Here is a 15,721-nt window from a genome sequence, read left to right on the forward strand (position 1 = left end):
CATCTATGGCGTATGAACATCGGCATCCTCGAGACCGGCGGCCCGCCGGATGATCTGGCCGGCCGCTTCGGCGGCTATGGCGACATGATGCGCCGCATGCTCGGCCCGTCCTTCAGCGCAACGACCTACAATGTGCGCGCCGGCGAGCTGCCCGCCGACGGCAAGGAACGTGACGCCTGGCTGGTCACGGGATCGGCCGCCGGCGTCTATGATTCCGACCCCTGGATCGCCGATCTGAAAACCTTCCTGCGGGACGCCTCGGGCGCCGCGCCCATGGTCGGCATCTGTTTCGGCCATCAGATCATGGCCGAGGCCTTCGGCGGAGAGGTGATCAAGTCACCCAAGGGCTGGGGCGTGGGGCTGCACACCTATGCGGTTCAGGACGCTCAGCCCTGGATGGACGACGCCGCGCCCATCCGGCTTTCGGTGTCGCATCAGGATCAGGTCATCGCCCTGCCGCCCGGCGCGCGCGTTGCCGCCGCCAGTGACTTCACGCCCCTGGCCATGCTTGCCTATCGGGAACGCCGCGCCCTATCGCTTCAGGCGCATCCGGAGTTCGAGGCGGCCTATACCCGCGCCCTGATCGAGAGCCGTCGGGGATCGCGCATCGATGAGGCCTTCGCGGACCAGGCCATCGCCTCGCTGGAGGGCGAGGACGACCGCCTACGTGTTGCCGGCTGGCTTCGGCGGTTCCTGACCACAGCCTGATCGTTGAAGCTTAGCTGATCTGCGTCACCTCTTCCCAGAACGCGTTAACACCGTCTGGAAGGATTTCGCCACGAACCAGGGCCGCCGCCGCATAGGTGTGGGCGATCAGCAGGCGGCGATCAGCTCGCCTGACAGCATGATAGCGGCCATCGACGAGCTCCTCGATATCGGAGCCCGCAAAGTCCGCCGGATTGTGGGTGGCCAAGAGCACCGCGCCGCCAGCCCATGCCGTCTCCAGCACATGACGGTCTTCTTCGTCCCCCAGGAAAGGACGCCGACACCCCCCAAGGTGAGAGAGGGCCCCTGTCTAGCGTAGGCGGCGATCGCTTCGATATAGGCGTGCGCCAGTGCTCGATCAGCACCGAGTGCGATGAGAACATCGGATAGGCGGTTCAGCATGCCCCAAGACACCACCAGAGAAACGGGCCCAAGCGCGCAGGCCCCATCCCTCACCGAGCTCACGAGCCGCTGAGCGGCCGTATCGCTGCGCCCCGATCCGTCGGCTTTCGCCGCGCCCACCCAGATGTTGAGGTCAAGACAGACGCGCAGCATGACGCCCTAGTCCTTGCGCACGGCCTGCGTCACTGAGGTCATGATCTGATCTTCCGTCGCGTCCTTGGACATATCGCAAAGAATGCTCCCACCCAGTTGGGCGGAAAGCCTATCGAATTCGCTGTCGAGCAGCCATCGCCCGAGCGCCCAGGCAGCCTCTTCCGCCGCCTTGTCTCCAGACGCCTCGATTCTTCGCAAAGCGTCACGCGCGCTCGAGGGCAGCCGAAGATACCATCGCAGAGCCGCAGCCGTGATCTGCGATGGCTTGCGATCCTCCAGGCGCGCAGTTTCAGAAATACGGTGGGCGATCTCGGCGTCGATGTGAGTCGAAATTGTCGGCATGAACCACCCTTTCTATAGAAACTATAGAATATGTCGGATCGCATGTAAGATCGTGTTGGTTCACGGGTGGGCCTGACGGCGCCACCCTCAACTAGCTGCGCGACCTTTGAGCAGGTTCAGTAGGACAAAAAGCCCATTCCAGGCTTGCAACCGCCAGCCTTTTTCACGCGGCGCAGCTCCCCGACTAGCGACCCAAGCCTCAAATCGGACGCTACAGGACTATAAGATTGGCCGCTGTCGTCACAGACGCGCTCCGCTCGCGTTGAACACCCACAAGCCTAGCGCTGTGCCTCCGGCAATGGCCCGATATCCAGCGGATCGCCGCCGCCCAGGGCCCGGTAGAGATCGATGCGGTTGACCGCCGTCTCCAGCTGGATCGCCACCTGCGCCTGCTGGGCGCTGTAGAAGGTGCGCTGAGCGTCGAGGCTGGACAGGAAGGCGTCAACGCCGCCGCGATAGCGCGCGTCCGCCAGACGATAGCTGTCGGCGGCCGCATCGAGCCGCAGACGCACCGCCGCGCCCTGGTCAGCGATCGTGCCGTTGCGGGCCAGCGCGTCAGCCGTCTCGCGGAAGGCGGCCTGGATTGCGCGCTCATAGGTCGCCACCGCCGCCTCCTGCCGTGCTCGGGCAGCGTCAACACCGGCCAGGCCCGCGCCGGCGCGGAAGAAGGACCAGGTCACGCCCGGCGAGATCGACGAGGTGAAGGCCCGGTCGGTGAACAGCGAGGACAGGGCGTCGCTGGCGAAGCCACCCGCCCCGGTGATGGAGATGCGCGGGAAGAGCGCGGCGCGCGCGGCGCCGATCTCCGCATTGGCCGCACGCAGTCCGTACTCGGCCTCGATCACGTCCGGACGATTGAGCAGGACAGTGGAGCTGAGGCCTGCCGCCGGCAGGGCCACGGCGCTGGCCGCATCGTCGATGGACGAGGCCAGCAGGCCGGCGTCCACCGGACCGCCGACCAGAAGCTGCAGGGCGTTGACGTCCTGAGCCACCACCGAACGCAGGCGCGCCACATCGGCGCGGGCGGTGGCGAGGATGGTTTCGGCCTGGCGAAGATCGGTGCGCGGCGCGACGCCGCCCCGAAGGCGCGCGCTGGTCAGGGAGACGCCGCGCTCGGCGTTGGCGGCGGTCTCTTCGGCGATCTTCAGCAGGCTCTGGTCAGCCGCATGGTTCAGCCAGGCCTCGGCGATGTCGCCCACCAGGGTCAGGCGGGTGGCGCGGGCGCCGGCCTCGCTGGCCAGGTAGCGGTTGAGGTCGGCGCGGGCCAGGGAGCGGACGCGGCCGAAGAGATCGACCTCGAAGGCGTTGATCCCGATCTCCGCCGCATAGCTCTCGCTGTTGCGGTCGACATTGGCGCCGGCGCCGGTCTGACCATTGGCCAGCGACCGGCGCGACGCGGTGTAGCGGCCCGAGGCGGCCAGCTCCGGCAGCAGAGCCGCACGCTGGATGCGGTACTGCGCGCGCGAGGCGGCGATGTTGGCCAGCGCCACGCGCAGGTCGCGGTTGTTGTCGAGGCCCGTCGCGATGAGGCGCTGCAGGCGCGCATCCAAGATCACCGGATTGGCCGCGCCGGCCTCGGCCGCCGGGGCGTTGGTCGGATAGGGACCGCCGACTGGCCACTGCGTCGGGATCGGCGCGTCGGGCCGCACATAGCGCGGCTCCAGGGTGCAGGCGGCGGTGGAGGCGCCGGCCAGCAGGATGATCAGCAGGCGACGCATCACGCGGTCTCCCCGGCCGGGGCGTAGCCGTCGCCGCGCAGACCCTTCAGCCCGTCGCGGCTGACGCGCCGCACCAGCACGAAGAAGAGCGGGATGTAGAAGATGGCCAGAACCGTGGCCGCGATCACCCCGCCGATCACCGCCGTGCCGATGGCGATGCGGCTGTTGGCCCCTGCGCCGGTGGAGATGGCCAGCGGCAGCACCCCGAACATGAAGGCCAGGCTGGTCATCAGAATCGGCCGCAGACGAAGGCGCGCCGCCTCCATGGCCGCGTCGATCACCCTTGCGCCGCGCTTCTCCGCCTGCTCGGCGAATTCCACGATGAGGATGGCGTTCTTGGCGGTCAGGCCCATGGTCGTCAGCAGACCGATCTGCAGATAGACGTCGTTGACCAGCCCGCGCAGGGTCACCGCCAGGATGGCCCCGATGAGGCCCAGCGGAATGACCAGCAGCACCGCGATCGGGATCGACCAGCTTTCATAGAGCGCTGCAAGACACAGGAAGACCACCAGCAGCGACAGGGCGTAGAGCATCGGCGCCTGGCCGGAGGACAGGCGTTCCTGGAAGGACAGGCCCGACCAGGCGACTGTGGTCCCCGGAATCTGAGCCGCCAGCTCCTGCATGCGGTCCATGGCCTCGCCCGAGCTGACGCCCGGCGCGGCCTGGCCCTGGAGCTCGAAGGACGGCACGCCGTTGAAGCGCGACAGGGTGGTCGGGGCCGTCGACCAGCCGATGCTGGCGAAGGAGGTGAAGGGCGCCATCTGGCCGTCGCGGCCGCGCACGAACCACTGGCCCAGGTCCTCGGGCTTGGCGCGGTAGGGCGCGTCGGCCTGGACGAAGACGCGCTTGACCCGCCCGCGATCGATGAAGTCGTTCACGTAGCGGCCGCCCCAAGCGGTGGACAAGGTGGTGTTGACGTCAGCCTGGGTCAGACCCAGCGCCGCCAGCTTCTCCTGGTCGGTGTTGACCTGCAGGGTCGGGATGTCCGGCAGCTCGCTCAGGCGCACCGAGGCGAGCTTGGGATCGCTACGCGCCAGTTCGAACAGCTTCTCACGGGCGGCCTCGAACTCGGCGCGGGGCATGCCGCTGGCGTTCTGAAGCTGCATGGTGAAGCCGTTGGACTGGCCAAGACCGCGGATGGCCGGCGGCTGCAGGGCGAAGACCCGCGCGTCGCGGAAACCGGAGAAAGCGGCCGAGGCCCGCTCGGCGATGGCGCCGGCGCTGTTCTCCTTGCCCTCGCGCTCCTTCCAGTCGACGAAGTTCAAGAAGCCCTGGCCGGTGTTCTGGCCGCTGGAGCCGCCGCCCCCGCCGCCGCTGACCGTGAACATGGTCTTGAAGTTGTCGGCCTCGTGGGTGCGGAAATACTGCTCCACCTGCTTTTGAACTTCATAGGTGCGTCCCTGGGTGGCCCCGGCGGGAAGCTGGAACTGCACGGAGATGCTGCCTTGGTCCTCGGTGGGCAGGAAGCCGGTGGGCAGGCGGATGAAGAGCACCGCCAGGAGCACGACCGACAGGCCGTAGAGGCCCAGGAACAGGAAGCGGCGGTTGATCACCTTGCCGACAGCGCGTTCATAGGACGCGCTCATTTTGTCGAAGACCTCGTCGAACTTGGTCGAGGCCTTGTCGATAAAGCCGGCGACCGCCGGAGCGCGGCGCTGGATGAGGCTCTGCCTGGTCTCCCCGTCGCCGGGCTTGCGGTGCTGGCGCAGCAAGGTGGCCGTCAGGGCCGGGCTGAGGATCAGCGCCACGAACACTGACAGGGTCATGGCCGCCACGATTGTCAGGGAGAACTGGCGGTAGATGACGCCGGTCGAACCGCCGAAGAAGGCCATGGGCATGAACACCGCTGACAGCACCAGGGCGATGGCCACCAGAGCCACCGAAATCTGCTTCATCGACTGGACCGTCGCCTCCATGGGCGACATGTCCGGGTTCTCGTGCATCAGCCGCTCGACGTTCTCCACCACGACGATGGCGTCGTCGACGAGCAGGCCGATGGCCAGCACCAGGGCGAAGAGGGTCAGGGTGTTGATCGAGAAGCCGGCCACATAGAACACGGCGAAGGTGCCCAGAAGCACCACAGGCACCGCCAGGCCCGGGATCAGGGTGGCGCGCCAGCTCTTGAGGAAGACGAACATGACGATGATCACGAGGATGATCGCCTCGATCAGCGTCTTCACCACTTCCTTCACCGACAGCTTGATGAAGTCGGTGGTGTCGTTGGCGTAGCTGAACTTCAGGCCCGGCGGGAAGTTCTTGGCCTGACGCTCCACCTCGGCCTTCACCCGGTCGGCGGTTTTCAGGGCGTCGGCGCCGGGGGCCAGCTGGATGGCGAGCCCCGCGCCCGGGTGGCCGTTGACCCGGCTGCGGGCGTTGTAGTTCTCGGCGCCCAATTCGACGCGGGCGACGTCCTTCAACCGGACGCTGGCGCCGCCCTGGCTGGTTTTGAGGATGATGTCGGCGAACTGATCGGGGGTCTGCAGGCGGCTTTGCGCCGTGACCGTGGCGTTCAGCATGTTGGTGTCGGGCTGCGGCTGACCGCCGATCTCGCCGGCGGCCACTTCGGTGTTCTGGGCCTGGATGGCCGAGATCACGTCGCCGGGGATCAGTTGGTAGGCCGCCAGGCGCTGCGGGTTCAGCCAGATGCGCATGGCGTAGGGCGCGCCGAAGACGTTGGTGTCGCCGACGCCCTCAATGCGGGCCAGGTTGTCCTGCAGGTTGGAGGACATGTAGTCGGAGACGTCCTGGTTGGTCATCCGGTCGGTCTCGTCATAGACGCCGACCAAAAGCAGGAAGTCAGGGTTGGACTTGCTGACCCGCACGCCCTGCTGCTGCACCTGCTGGGGCAGGCGCGCGACGGACTGCTGGACCTGGTTCTGCACCTGGACCTGGGCGATGTCCGGATCCGTGCCCTTGGCGAAGACGGCGGTGATGTTCACCGCGCCGCGCGAGGACGAGGTCGAGCTGAAATAGAGCAGGCCGTCGATGCCGGTGAGCGACTGCTCGATCACCTGGGTGACGCTGTTCTGGATGGTCTCGGCCGAGGCGCCGGGGAAGCTGGCGCGCACGTTGACCTGCGGGGGCGCCACGTCGGGATACTGCCCGACCGGCAGCGAGGTGAGCGCGCCCACCCCGGCCAGCATGACGATGATGGCCAGAACCCAGGCGAAGATGGGCCGCTTGATGAAGACGCCGGAAAACATCGATCAGCCGCCCTGACGCTGGCCGCCGCCCTGGCCGCCGTTTGGCCCGCCGCCCTTCGCGCCATTCTGGCGCGGAGCGATGGTCTGGGCCTTGCTGGCGGGAACCGGGCGGATCTGGGCGCCGGGCCGAAGGTTGGCCAGGCCCTGGGTGATGACCTTGTCGCCCGCCTTCAGGCCTTGGGTGACAACCCAGAAGGTGTCCTGGGTGCGTTCGGCGGTGACCGTCTTCTGCACCGCCTTGCCGTCCTCGCCGACCAGCCAGACGCTGGCCTCGCCGCGCGCGGTGCGGCCCACGGCCTGTTGCGGCACGAGGAAGACATTGCGGTCGATGCCCTGGGCGAAGCTGGCGCGCAGGAACATGCCGGGCAGCAGCAGGCCCTGCGGATTGGGCACGCGCACGCGCAAGGTCACCGCGCCGGTGGAGGGGTCGACCACCACTTCGGAGAATTCGACGACGCCGGTGTGGGAATACTGCGACCCGTCCTCCAGGGTCAGGCGCACCTGCGCGCTGGCGGGGGCGACGCCGCCGGCGGCGATGGCGCGGCGCAGGGTCAAAAGCTCGGCGGCCGACTGCTGGATGTCCACGAACATCGGGTCAAGCTGTTGGATGGTTGTCAGCGGATCGGCCTGGCTGGCGGTGACCAGGGCGCCGACGGTGAACAGGGATCGGCCCACGCGGCCGGTGATCGGAGCCGGCACGGTGGCGAAACGCAGATTGATGCGCGCGGTCTCCAGCGCGGCGCGGTTCTGGGCGACGCTGGCTTCAGCCTGGCGCGCGGCGGCCTCGGCGTTCGTGTACTCCTGCTTGCTGACCGCCTCGATCTCGGCGAGGGGCTTGAAGCGGTCGGCCTGGGCGCGGGCGGCGGCGAAGCTGGCCTGGGCGCTTTGCAGGTTGGCCTGAGCCTGCCCCACGGCGGCCTGATAGAGGCTGGGATCGATCTCGTAGAGGGGCTGGCCCTGCCGGACCAGAGCGCCTTCGGTGAACAGCCGCTTCTTGATCACGCCCGTGACCTGGGGGCGGACCTCGGAGCTCTGATAGGCGACGGTGCGGCCCGACAGCACGGCGTTGAGCGGCGCCTGCCCCGGCTGGACCACCACGAAGCCGACTTCGACGGGGCGGCCGCCGGGTCCGCCGGGGCCGCGCCCGCCATCGGCTTTCTTGTCGCCGCCTCCGCAGGCGCTGAGGCTGACGGCGCAGAGGGCGAGAACGGCGGCGGCGCTGACGCGCTTCCCGAGGGTTTGAGTGAGGCTCATGAGACCTGAGACGAAGACAAAGAGGGCAGGCTGCGAATGGCTCTTAGCGCCATCGCATGCCTCCAACGTTTCAAGCGTGAAACAAGCTTCGTCGCAATTGTGGCGAATGTGGTTTTCCGCGCCATAGGGCGGGTGATCGGTTTGGTTGGCGCCTTGCTCTGGACCACTCAATGGTCTAATTTTCTGAAAGCTTGGAGACGCCCATGCAGGTTTCCGTTACCGAGGCCAAAGGCCAGCTGACCGAGCTCGTTCGACGGGCGGCGGCCGGTGATGAAGTGGTGATCACCAGACACGGGCACCCGGCGGTTCGCCTTGTCCCGATCAAACCGATCAAGAACGAGGCGGACCGCCGCGATCTGATCCTGGCGGTCAGGCAGTCTGCCCTGAAGCGGCGACGGGCTGGCGAGACGGCCGCGCGCAGCCAGGACTTCCTTTATGATGACGATGGCCTGCCCGAATGATCGTGGTGGACACTTCGGCGCTCATGGCGCTCCTGCTCAACGAGCCCGAGGCGGATCGCTGCGCGGCAACTCTGGAAGCCGAGCCAGATCTGTTGATCTCTGCGGGAACTACTGCTGAGGCCTTCATCGTGGCGAGCCGCCGAGATCTGGGCGCGGAGATGGAAAGCCTGATCCGCGGACTTGGCTTCGAGATCGTCGACGTCACGGCCGCCTGCGCCGCGCGCATCGCTCAAGTTTATGCCCGATGGGGCAAGGGGGCTCATCCCGCCGCCCTTAATTTCGGGGACTGCTTCGCCTACGATCTGGCCAAGCAACGCGGATGCGGTCTGCTCTATGTGGGCGATGATTTCGCCCGGACCGATATCGTGTCGGTCCTGCGGCCTTAGCTGCGCGCCCTGATCAGCAGCTGGTGCAGGCTTGACTATCGACGGCTGCAGGGCGCGACCGGATCAGGACCGTCGCCGCGCCGAGGATGGCGACCGCCATGAGCCCGAGCAGCACTACAGTCGTCACGTCGGCAGCTGAAATACGGACCAGGCCCCGCGCCGCCAAGTAGCCCGGTGCGATGAAGGCGACGACCCAGACCACGCCCGAAGCGGCGTTGGTCAGATGGAAACGCAGCGGCGACATGCCGACGACGCCGGTGATGACGGGCACGAAGGCGCGCAGCGGCCCGCCGAAACGACCGGCGAACAGCGCCAGGACCCCATGACGGAGTGCGGCGTCGCGCGCCTTGGCGACCACCGCCTCGTGCGGCGCCAGCCACCGGTGGCGCAGCACCTGCTCGCCGAGCTTGCGGCCAAGGGCGTAGGAGACCGCATCTCCGACGATCGCGCCGGCGATCGCGAAGACGATCACCGAGGCGGCGTCCAGGGTTCCGGCGGCGATCAAGCCGCCCGCCGCCACCAGCAGGATGGTGGCCGGCAGGAAGGCGCCGATGACCAGCATGGATTCGCCGAAGGTCAGGAGCCCGATCACAAGCCCCGCCCAGGCGCTGTTCTGGGCGATCCAGCCCGAAACGGCGTGGGTGAAGGCGTCCATGATCTCGATGTCTCGACTGATGGCGCTCCGTCGCGGCGCGCCGACAGGCCGGATGTAAGCCAGTACAGTAAAAATGCAATATGCGTTTGATGTACGCCCCGATCGTCGTTTGCATGTGTGCGATGAAAGTCACACACAACGGGCCCGAACAGGGTGAGAACCGTCACAAATGAGCGGCAATCTGCGCAAAGAACGCCATTGCAGCGAAGTGGCGCTTGCAACTCTTCCCGTTGGCGTCATACAGCGAGATGTTGCAGTCGCGATGCCTTTCGGGTCGTCGTGCGCTGGAACATGAATTTCTAAGAACCGGGTCGAGATTGGCGTTGAGCAGCTGGCCCCAAGGAGCAGGCCATGGCGCACGGCGTCGTCAAGTTCTTCAACACCACCAAAGGCTTTGGTTTCATCTCCCCGGACGACGGCGGCGCTGACATCTTCGTCCACATCTCGGCCCTGCATAACAGCGGCCTGGAAGCTCTGAACGAAGGTGACCAGGTCAACTTCGAAGTCGAGCAGGACCGCCGCACCGGCAAGCTGAACGCAGTGGACATCCAGGTGACCTCGGCTGCTCCGCCCCGCGCTCGCGGCGGCTTCGGCGATCGTGACCGCGGTCCGTCCCGCGACCGCGGCTTCGGCGGCGGTGATCGCGGCGGCTACGGCGGCGGCGGCGGTTACGGCGGCGGCTCCTACGGCGGCCAGAGCGGTTCGCTCGGCTCGGGCGCCGGCGTCGTGAAGTGGTTCAACTCCACCAAAGGCTTCGGCTTCATCCAGCCGTCGGACGGCGGCGCGGACGTGTTCGTGCACATCTCGGCGGTGGAACGCGCCGGTCTGCGCGGCCTCAACGACGGCCAGCAGGTCACCTACGACCTGGAAGCCGACCGCCGCTCGGGCAAGACCTCGGCCGTGAACCTGCGCGTCGACTAAGTCGGCGTCTGAAATGACCGAAGCTCCGCGCCGTCCGATCCTGAAGCTGAAGACGGCGCCCAAAGCGATAGAGCCCGCCCCGGTTCCCGAACCGGCGGCGGGCCTCCCGCGCTGGAAATGCAAACCCTGCGGCGCCGTCCTGACGGTCGCCGAGGACCTGCCCGCCGATGACGTCATCCGCTGTGGGTCCTGCGGCGCGCGCCTGGGCAAGGCCGGGGAGTTTCATGAGGGCGCGAGCAAGGTTCGCGCCCGCCGGCTGCCCGACTAAGTCGTCCGCAGCCCTACTTCGGGTCGTCCTTCACGGCGTCCTTGACGTCGTCGACCGTCTCCTTGACCCCGCCGACCACCTGATCCTTCTCACCTTCACGCTGAAGGCGCTCATTGCCGGTCACGTCGCCGACCGCCTCCTTGATGTCGCCCTTGGTGCGCTGAGCCGAGCCGTCGCTCTTGTCGCCGCAGGCCATGAGCAGGGTCGAGGCGCCAAGAAGCGCAAGAACGAGAGCGGTCTGTTTGCGGGCCATGCATGAACCTCCGAAGCTTGGCTGAAACATCTCCTTTTCAAAAGCGCGGCGGCTGCGAAGGTTCACGCACGACATTCGCCACCTTGGCAATTGATATCATTTTTACATAGCGATATCATCGACATCGTTCAAAATTGGATGCTGTCGAATGCCTGCCGTCACCATTCGAAATATTTCTGATGAGGTTCACCGAGCCCTCAAGGTGCGTGCGGCTCATCACGGCCGCAGCACCGAGGCCGAAATACGCCGCATTCTCGAGGCGGCGGTTCGGCCGGCAGAACGCCTGCGGATGGGATCGGCGCTCTCGGACCTGGGCCGTGGAGCCGGCCTGACCAATGAAGACGTGGAAGCTCTTGAGCGTGGCCGCGACCGGACGCCAGCCAAGCCCATGAACTTTGAATGATCGTTCTCGACACCAACGTCGTCTCCGAGGCGATGAAGCCGCATCCGGCTCAATCCGTCCTCGATTGGCTGGATGATCAGGCCGCGGAGACGCTCCACCTTTCCAGCGTCACCGTAGCCGAGCTCCTGTTCGAAATCGGCGTGCTGCCGGAAGGGCGGCGAAAACAGGCCCTCGCGACGACGCTCGACGGGCTTCTGGCGCTCTTCGAGGGCCGGATCTTGCCATTCGATACGGCGGCGGCGCTGCAGTATGCCGACCTGGCCGTGACCGCGCGCAACGCCGGCAAAGGCTTCCCGACGCCTGACGGCTACATCGCCGCCATCGCGGCCGCCCGCCGCTTCGCGGTCGCTACACGCGACGCCAGCGCCTTTGAGGCGGCGGGCGTCGCGATCATAAATCCCTGGCGGGCCGCTACTGACCGGCCGCGCTTGGCGTGATCCTTCTGCACCTGCGGTGCGCCAAGAACCAAGCGAAGGTTCACGAACCACGCGGTTAGCCCTCTAGGCAGCGCCCGCGCTTCGTTCCAAACAAGGGCGATGAGCGACAGGCCAGAGGGCGCAGGGGCGGCGCAAGGCGAACTGACGCGCGCCTATCTGGCGCGCCGCGGCGACCTCGTGCGCTTCTTCGCGGCCCGTCTGCGCTCGATGGCGGCGGCCGAAGACCTGGTCCAGGAGCTCTACGTCAAGATCCGTCAGGCGCCGGACGCCCCTGTCGCGAACCCCGACGGCCTGCTTTTCACCATCGCCAGCAACCTGATGCTCGACCGCCAGCGCGGCGACCGGCGCGCACGAGCGCGCGACGAGCGCTGGACCGAAGCCAATCTGACGATCCTTGGCGGCCAAGCGGTGCAGGAGACGCCCTCCGCGGAGGCCGCCCTGGCCGCCAAGCGGCGGCTGACGCGCATGCTGACCCTGATGAGGGATCTTCCTCCCCGCACGCAAGAGGCTTTCAAGCTGCACAAGCTGGAGGGGCTGAGCCACGCACAAACCGCCGCGCGGATGGGGATTTCCGCGAAGACGGTGGAAAAGCAGATCAGCGCCGCTCTACGCGCCATTCTCGAGCGGCTGGAGCCCGATGATGAAATTTAGCGACGCGCGATACGGGGGATGCGGCCCCACGTCGCCGTCTTCTCCTCAAGAGGTATGTTGATGAGCCGGCGCGAGGACGATCTGGCCGAGGCGTGCGATTGGGTCGCGCGGCTCGAAGCCGATGAGAGCGGACCAGAGGACTGGGCCGCCTTCACCGCCTGGCTCGATGGCGGCGCGGACCGCCGCGTGGTCTTCGACCAGGCGCAAGCGCTCTCCCTCATGGCCTCAACGCATCGGAGCCCTGCAAGCGGCGGCGTTCGCCGGACACGCACGCTGCGCACACCCCTGTCGCGGCGGACACTTCTATGGAGCGGATTGGCGGCGGCGGCCTGCGCCGCCCTGGTGGCGGCTCCGCTGCTGGTCGATCGCCAGGAGACGCCGGTCCAGACCTTCAGCGCGCCCAAGGGCGAGCGGCGTCAGATCGCCCTTGAGGACGGCTCTTCGCTCTGGATCTCCGGCCCCGCGCGCCTGGACGTGTCCATGAGCGCAAAACAGCGGCATGTGCGGCTGCTTGAGGGCGAGGCGGCTTTCGATGTGCGCCATGACCCCGCCCGTCCCTTTGTGATCGACGTGGATCAACGCAGGGTCACGGTCCTTGGGACCGAGTTCAACATCCGCCGTGATCCGGAGCGGATGATCCTGACCGTACGACGCGGCCTGGTTGAGGTGGCGCCCTTGGGCGATCCGCGGCGCGGGGCGGTCCGTGTGCCGGCAGGCCAGCGTCTTGTTCACGAGACGGGCGCTACGCGGGCCAAAATGGCCGCCGCCGATGTGGAGATGGCCTTTGCCTGGCGCGAAGGTCGCCTCGTCTATCGTGACGACCGCTTGGGCTCGGTGATCTCTGACCTGAACCGATACCTGGCGACGAGCGTGCGCCTAGAGGACGAGGCGCTGGCCGCCCGCCCGTTCTCCGGCGTCGTGCGGTTGGACGAGCCCGATGTGGTCATCGAGCGCGTCTGCCGCCTCGCAGGCTTGAAGTCGCGGATACAGAACGACGTTGTGGTGCTAGGAGCGGATCAGACCTGACGCCGTTCGAAAGGCGCGCCTGTTGTCCGTGCGAACCGCCGCCCTGCTCGCCGCGCTCGCCGCCGCCACACCCGCGGCGGCGCAGGGCCAGCGCGCCTACGCGGTTCCCGCAGGTCCCGTGAGCGACGCCATTGTCGCCTTGGCCGATCAGGCCAAGATCTCCATCGCCGGCTCGACCCCTTGCAACGGCGACAGCCCGGGCTTTCGGGGCCTGGGCTCGACGGACGCCGCTCTGACAGCGATCCTTGTCGGCTCCACCTGCCGCTTCGAGCGGATCGACGCGCGAACCTACCGGCTGCTTCCGCGTCCGACGCCTCGCCCGCAGCCGGCAAGGTCCACTTTCGTAGAGACGCATCCCGGCCCTTTGCCGGAACTCCTGGTGACCGCCACGCGGCGCCTCTCCACGCTGGACCGCATCGCCGGCGGCGCCAGCCTGGTGGCCGGCTCTGATCTGCGGCGCGCCGGGGTGCGCACCGCCAGCGACCTGACCGGGCAGCTCGCCGGGGTGACCATCACCAATCTCGGCGCGGGTCGCGACAAGATCATGCTGCGCGGCCTGTCGGACGGGGTCTTCACCGGTCAGGCCCAGTCCACGGTCAGCGTCTTCCTCGACACCGCTCCGGTCACCTACAACGCGCCTGACCCCGATCTTTTGTTGGTGGACATCGAGGCGGTGGAGGTGCTGCGCGGTCCCCAGGGGTTCATCGACAGCGCCGGCGCCATGGCCGGTGTCTATCGGATCGTCACCCGCAAGCCGAAGCTCGACAACTATGAGGGTGAGCTCTTCGCCTCGTTCTCGGCGACGACGGGCGGCGCCCCGGGGTCGAGCCAGCGCGGAATGATCAACCTGCCCCTGGTCAAGGACGCGGTCGGCCTGCGAGCGGTGGCCTGGCGCCAGGTCGACGGCGGCTATATCGACGACCTGACCTTGCAGGCCTCGAATGTGGGCCGCACCACCCGCGAAGGCGCGCGCGCAACCGTGGCCGCCGAGGACCTGGCGGGCTGGAGTCTCACCTTGAGCGGGACCTGGCAGGAAATCTCGGCCAACGACACCCAGTATGTGTCGCCCAGCATGGGCCGCTTCTCCCGGGCGCGGGAGATCAGCGAGATCTACGCCACGCAGTTCAGTCAACTGACCTTGAACGGCGAGAGGACCTTCGACGCGATGAAGGTCTCCGCCTCGTTCTCGGCCGGCCGGCGGCTCCTGGACACCCGCGCGGACGCCACCGCGGCGCTTCCTAACTTCGGCGCGCCCGGACCTGGCATCGGCGTGTTCGACGAGGCGATCGACCAGCGCTCGATCTTCGCCGATGTCGCCGCCTGGTCCACGGGCGAGCGCGCGGTCGAGTGGCTGGCCGGCGCCGATCTTTGGGTCTCGCGAGAATTGACGGGCGGCGAACTTCGCCTGCGTCAGCGCGTGGCCGCAGGCGTCGTGACCCGCGTGCGTCGCGAAAACCGCGAGGACGAGCGGCTCAACCTCGGCGCCTTCGGCGAACTGACCTCCAGGCTGCGATCAGACCTGACCCTGGCCGCCGGCTTGCGGGTCTCACGACGCGATCTGCGCACCCATTCGGACCTGATCATGCCTCTGGCCGGTGCGCCGACGCGCTTCACAGGCGAGCGCGACCGTTGGGAGCTGACCCCGAGGATCGCGCTGCAATGGGACCCCGCGCCGAACACCGTGGTCTATGGCCTGATCTCACAAGGCGGGCGCAGCGGCGGCTTCAACACCGCCGGCTTCCCCGACGGCGTGGTCGATCCGGAGTTGGCCAGGAGCGGTCTTGCCAGATCCTACGAGGCCGACACGCTCTGGAACTTCGAGGGCGGACTGAAGACGCGCTTGTGGGACGACCGATTGCGGGTTCGGGCCGCGGCGTTCCATGCGCTGTGGTCCGACGTCCAGACCAACCAATTCCTGTCCTCGGGCCTGGCCTATACGGCCAATGCTGGGGATGCGCGCAACCTCGGCCTGGAGGCGGAGCTCAGCTACGCCTCGCCTTCCGGCCTGCATGTGGCGGCTCAGGCCTTCGCCAACAATCCGCGTCTGCGCCGCGCCGCGCCCGCCTTCGCCCAATGGAAGGACGCTCGCCTTCCGGGCGTGCCTGCGATCTCCTTGGGCGCCAATGTCAGCCGGGCCTTCACCTTGAGGCCCGACGTGGCCCTGTCAGTCTCGGCGGCCGCCGAATACGTAGGCGCGTCGCGGGTCACTTTCGAGCGCGCCGCGCCACGCATGGGAGACTATGTGACGGCGCGCCTGAGCGCTGAACTGGCGGCGCGCCACTGGCGGCTGTCCGCCAGTCTGGACAACCCCTTCGACAGCTCCGGCGACACCTTCGCCTACGGCAATCCGTTCAACTTTCACCGCCAGCGCGAGATGACGCCGCAACGGCCGCGCACCCTCACATTGGGACTGGCCGCGACATTCTGACCAGCCGATGGGGGAACGCCGCCCGAGGCGGCGTCATCCCTTCAAAACGGAGGGA

Annotated in this window: 17 protein-coding genes and 1 pseudogene; 11 read left to right on the forward strand and 7 right to left on the reverse strand. The window is 67.5% G+C overall.

Annotated features, from left to right (window positions below; all coding sequences use genetic code 11):
• The first annotated feature begins 12 nt into the window (after nt 1-12).
• A complete protein-coding gene (locus P7B02_RS02440) occupies nt 13-708 on the forward strand; it encodes a glutamine amidotransferase-related protein (RefSeq protein ID WP_277784713.1) in 696 nt (231 codons plus the stop codon).
• Nucleotides 709-718: 10 nt separating this feature from the next.
• On the opposite strand, the gene P7B02_RS02445 is transcribed toward P7B02_RS02440, so the two are convergent.
• The 5 genes from P7B02_RS02445 to P7B02_RS02465 form a co-directional block, all read right to left on the reverse strand.
• Complete coding sequence (locus P7B02_RS02445) at nt 719-949, reverse strand: hypothetical protein (RefSeq protein ID WP_277784714.1); 231 nt, start codon at nt 947-949, stop codon at nt 719-721.
• Nucleotides 950-1,266: 317 nt separating this feature from the next.
• The gene (locus P7B02_RS02450; protein WP_277784715.1) at nt 1,267-1,602 is read right to left on the reverse strand and encodes a hypothetical protein; all 336 of its coding nucleotides are present in this window, start codon (nt 1,600-1,602) and stop codon (nt 1,267-1,269) included.
• Between the two features lie 278 nt (nt 1,603-1,880).
• The gene (locus tag P7B02_RS02455) at nt 1,881-3,320 is read right to left on the reverse strand and encodes an efflux transporter outer membrane subunit (protein ID WP_277784716.1); all 1,440 of its coding nucleotides are present in this window, start codon (nt 3,318-3,320) and stop codon (nt 1,881-1,883) included.
• Entirely contained in the window at nt 3,320-6,523 is a 3,204-nt protein-coding gene (locus P7B02_RS02460; protein ID WP_277784717.1) for a multidrug efflux RND transporter permease subunit, read from the reverse strand. The genes P7B02_RS02455 and P7B02_RS02460 overlap by 1 nt, the downstream gene beginning before the upstream one ends.
• A 3-nt stretch (nt 6,524-6,526) precedes the next feature.
• Nucleotides 6,527-7,777 (reverse strand): efflux RND transporter periplasmic adaptor subunit, encoded by a 1,251-nt coding sequence (locus tag P7B02_RS02465; RefSeq protein ID WP_277784718.1) that lies wholly within the window; start codon nt 7,775-7,777, stop codon nt 6,527-6,529.
• Nucleotides 7,778-7,980: 203 nt separating this feature from the next.
• Between P7B02_RS02465 and P7B02_RS02470 the strand changes: the two genes are divergently transcribed.
• Together P7B02_RS02470 and P7B02_RS02475 are read left to right on the forward strand one after the other, a co-directional pair.
• On the forward strand, nt 7,981-8,238 hold the full coding sequence (locus tag P7B02_RS02470; RefSeq protein WP_277784719.1) for a type II toxin-antitoxin system Phd/YefM family antitoxin: 258 nt from the start codon (nt 7,981-7,983) through the stop codon (nt 8,236-8,238).
• Entirely contained in the window at nt 8,235-8,624 is a 390-nt protein-coding gene (locus tag P7B02_RS02475; RefSeq protein ID WP_277784720.1) for a type II toxin-antitoxin system VapC family toxin, read from the forward strand. The genes P7B02_RS02470 and P7B02_RS02475 overlap by 4 nt, the downstream gene beginning before the upstream one ends.
• Nucleotides 8,625-8,637: 13 nt before the next feature.
• Here P7B02_RS02475 and P7B02_RS02480 read toward each other — a convergent pair whose 3' ends face one another.
• Nucleotides 8,638-9,279 carry a DedA family protein gene (locus P7B02_RS02480; RefSeq protein WP_277784721.1) on the reverse strand — a complete coding sequence of 214 codons (642 nt, stop codon included), beginning with the start codon at nt 9,277-9,279 and terminating at the stop codon, nt 8,638-8,640.
• 351 nt (nt 9,280-9,630) lie between these two features.
• Here P7B02_RS02480 and P7B02_RS02485 point away from each other — a divergent pair.
• From P7B02_RS02485 to P7B02_RS02495, 3 genes and pseudogenes are all read left to right on the forward strand, one after another.
• A pseudogene (locus P7B02_RS02485) lies at nt 9,631-9,822 on the forward strand (cold-shock protein); the annotation flags it as partial.
• A 183-nt stretch (nt 9,823-10,005) separates the two neighbouring features.
• On the forward strand, nt 10,006-10,200 hold the full coding sequence (locus P7B02_RS02490) for a cold-shock protein (RefSeq protein WP_277785161.1): 195 nt from the start codon (nt 10,006-10,008) through the stop codon (nt 10,198-10,200).
• Between the two features lie 13 nt (nt 10,201-10,213).
• Nucleotides 10,214-10,468: a hypothetical protein gene (locus P7B02_RS02495; RefSeq protein WP_277784722.1), complete on the forward strand. Its 255-nt coding sequence runs from the start codon at nt 10,214-10,216 to the stop codon at nt 10,466-10,468.
• Between the two features lie 13 nt (nt 10,469-10,481).
• Here P7B02_RS02495 and P7B02_RS02500 read toward each other — a convergent pair whose 3' ends face one another.
• The gene (locus P7B02_RS02500; protein WP_277784723.1) at nt 10,482-10,721 is read right to left on the reverse strand and encodes a CsbD family protein; all 240 of its coding nucleotides are present in this window, start codon (nt 10,719-10,721) and stop codon (nt 10,482-10,484) included.
• Nucleotides 10,722-10,869: 148 nt separating this feature from the next.
• Between P7B02_RS02500 and P7B02_RS02505 the strand changes: the two genes are divergently transcribed.
• From P7B02_RS02505 to P7B02_RS02525, 5 genes are all read left to right on the forward strand, one after another.
• Nucleotides 10,870-11,124, forward strand: coding sequence for a FitA-like ribbon-helix-helix domain-containing protein (locus P7B02_RS02505; protein ID WP_277784724.1), 255 nt, complete (start codon nt 10,870-10,872; stop codon nt 11,122-11,124).
• Nucleotides 11,121-11,561: a type II toxin-antitoxin system VapC family toxin gene (locus tag P7B02_RS02510; protein ID WP_277784725.1), complete on the forward strand. Its 441-nt coding sequence runs from the start codon at nt 11,121-11,123 to the stop codon at nt 11,559-11,561. Before P7B02_RS02505 ends, P7B02_RS02510 begins: the two co-directional genes overlap by 4 nt.
• Nucleotides 11,562-11,660: 99 nt before the next feature.
• Nucleotides 11,661-12,212 (forward strand): RNA polymerase sigma factor, encoded by a 552-nt coding sequence (locus P7B02_RS02515; RefSeq protein ID WP_277784726.1) that lies wholly within the window; start codon nt 11,661-11,663, stop codon nt 12,210-12,212.
• A gap of 60 nt (nt 12,213-12,272) precedes the next feature.
• Nucleotides 12,273-13,238, forward strand: a complete 966-nt coding sequence (locus P7B02_RS02520; RefSeq protein ID WP_277784727.1) for a FecR family protein — start codon at nt 12,273-12,275, stop codon at nt 13,236-13,238.
• Between the two features lie 28 nt (nt 13,239-13,266).
• Complete coding sequence (locus P7B02_RS02525) at nt 13,267-15,666, forward strand: TonB-dependent receptor (RefSeq protein WP_277785162.1); 2,400 nt, start codon at nt 13,267-13,269, stop codon at nt 15,664-15,666.
• Nucleotides 15,667-15,721 lie beyond the last annotated feature (55 nt).

Source organism: Caulobacter segnis (genome assembly GCF_029543125.1).
Lineage (GTDB): Bacteria > Pseudomonadota > Alphaproteobacteria > Caulobacterales > Caulobacteraceae > Caulobacter > Caulobacter segnis_D.

Excerpts from the sequence above, each read along its gene's own strand:
- P7B02_RS02440 (WP_277784713.1), top strand. The coding sequence starts at position 13 with ATGAACATCGGCATCCTCGAGACCGGCGGCCCGCCGGATGATCTGGCC.
- P7B02_RS02450 (WP_277784715.1), bottom strand. The coding sequence starts at position 1,602 with ATGCCGACAATTTCGACTCACATCGACGCCGAGATCGCCCACCGTATT.
- P7B02_RS02455 (WP_277784716.1), bottom strand. The coding sequence starts at position 3,320 with ATGCGTCGCCTGCTGATCATCCTGCTGGCCGGCGCCTCCACCGCCGCC.
- P7B02_RS02460 (WP_277784717.1), bottom strand. The coding sequence starts at position 6,523 with ATGTTTTCCGGCGTCTTCATCAAGCGGCCCATCTTCGCCTGGGTTCTG.
- P7B02_RS02465 (WP_277784718.1), bottom strand. The coding sequence starts at position 7,777 with ATGAGCCTCACTCAAACCCTCGGGAAGCGCGTCAGCGCCGCCGCCGTT.
- P7B02_RS02470 (WP_277784719.1), top strand. The coding sequence starts at position 7,981 with ATGCAGGTTTCCGTTACCGAGGCCAAAGGCCAGCTGACCGAGCTCGTT.
- P7B02_RS02475 (WP_277784720.1), top strand. The coding sequence starts at position 8,235 with ATGATCGTGGTGGACACTTCGGCGCTCATGGCGCTCCTGCTCAACGAG.
- P7B02_RS02480 (WP_277784721.1), bottom strand. The coding sequence starts at position 9,279 with ATGGACGCCTTCACCCACGCCGTTTCGGGCTGGATCGCCCAGAACAGC.
- P7B02_RS02495 (WP_277784722.1), top strand. The coding sequence starts at position 10,214 with ATGACCGAAGCTCCGCGCCGTCCGATCCTGAAGCTGAAGACGGCGCCC.
- P7B02_RS02500 (WP_277784723.1), bottom strand. The coding sequence starts at position 10,721 with ATGGCCCGCAAACAGACCGCTCTCGTTCTTGCGCTTCTTGGCGCCTCG.
- P7B02_RS02505 (WP_277784724.1), top strand. The coding sequence starts at position 10,870 with ATGCCTGCCGTCACCATTCGAAATATTTCTGATGAGGTTCACCGAGCC.
- P7B02_RS02510 (WP_277784725.1), top strand. The coding sequence starts at position 11,121 with ATGATCGTTCTCGACACCAACGTCGTCTCCGAGGCGATGAAGCCGCAT.
- P7B02_RS02515 (WP_277784726.1), top strand. The coding sequence starts at position 11,661 with ATGAGCGACAGGCCAGAGGGCGCAGGGGCGGCGCAAGGCGAACTGACG.
- P7B02_RS02520 (WP_277784727.1), top strand. The coding sequence starts at position 12,273 with ATGAGCCGGCGCGAGGACGATCTGGCCGAGGCGTGCGATTGGGTCGCG.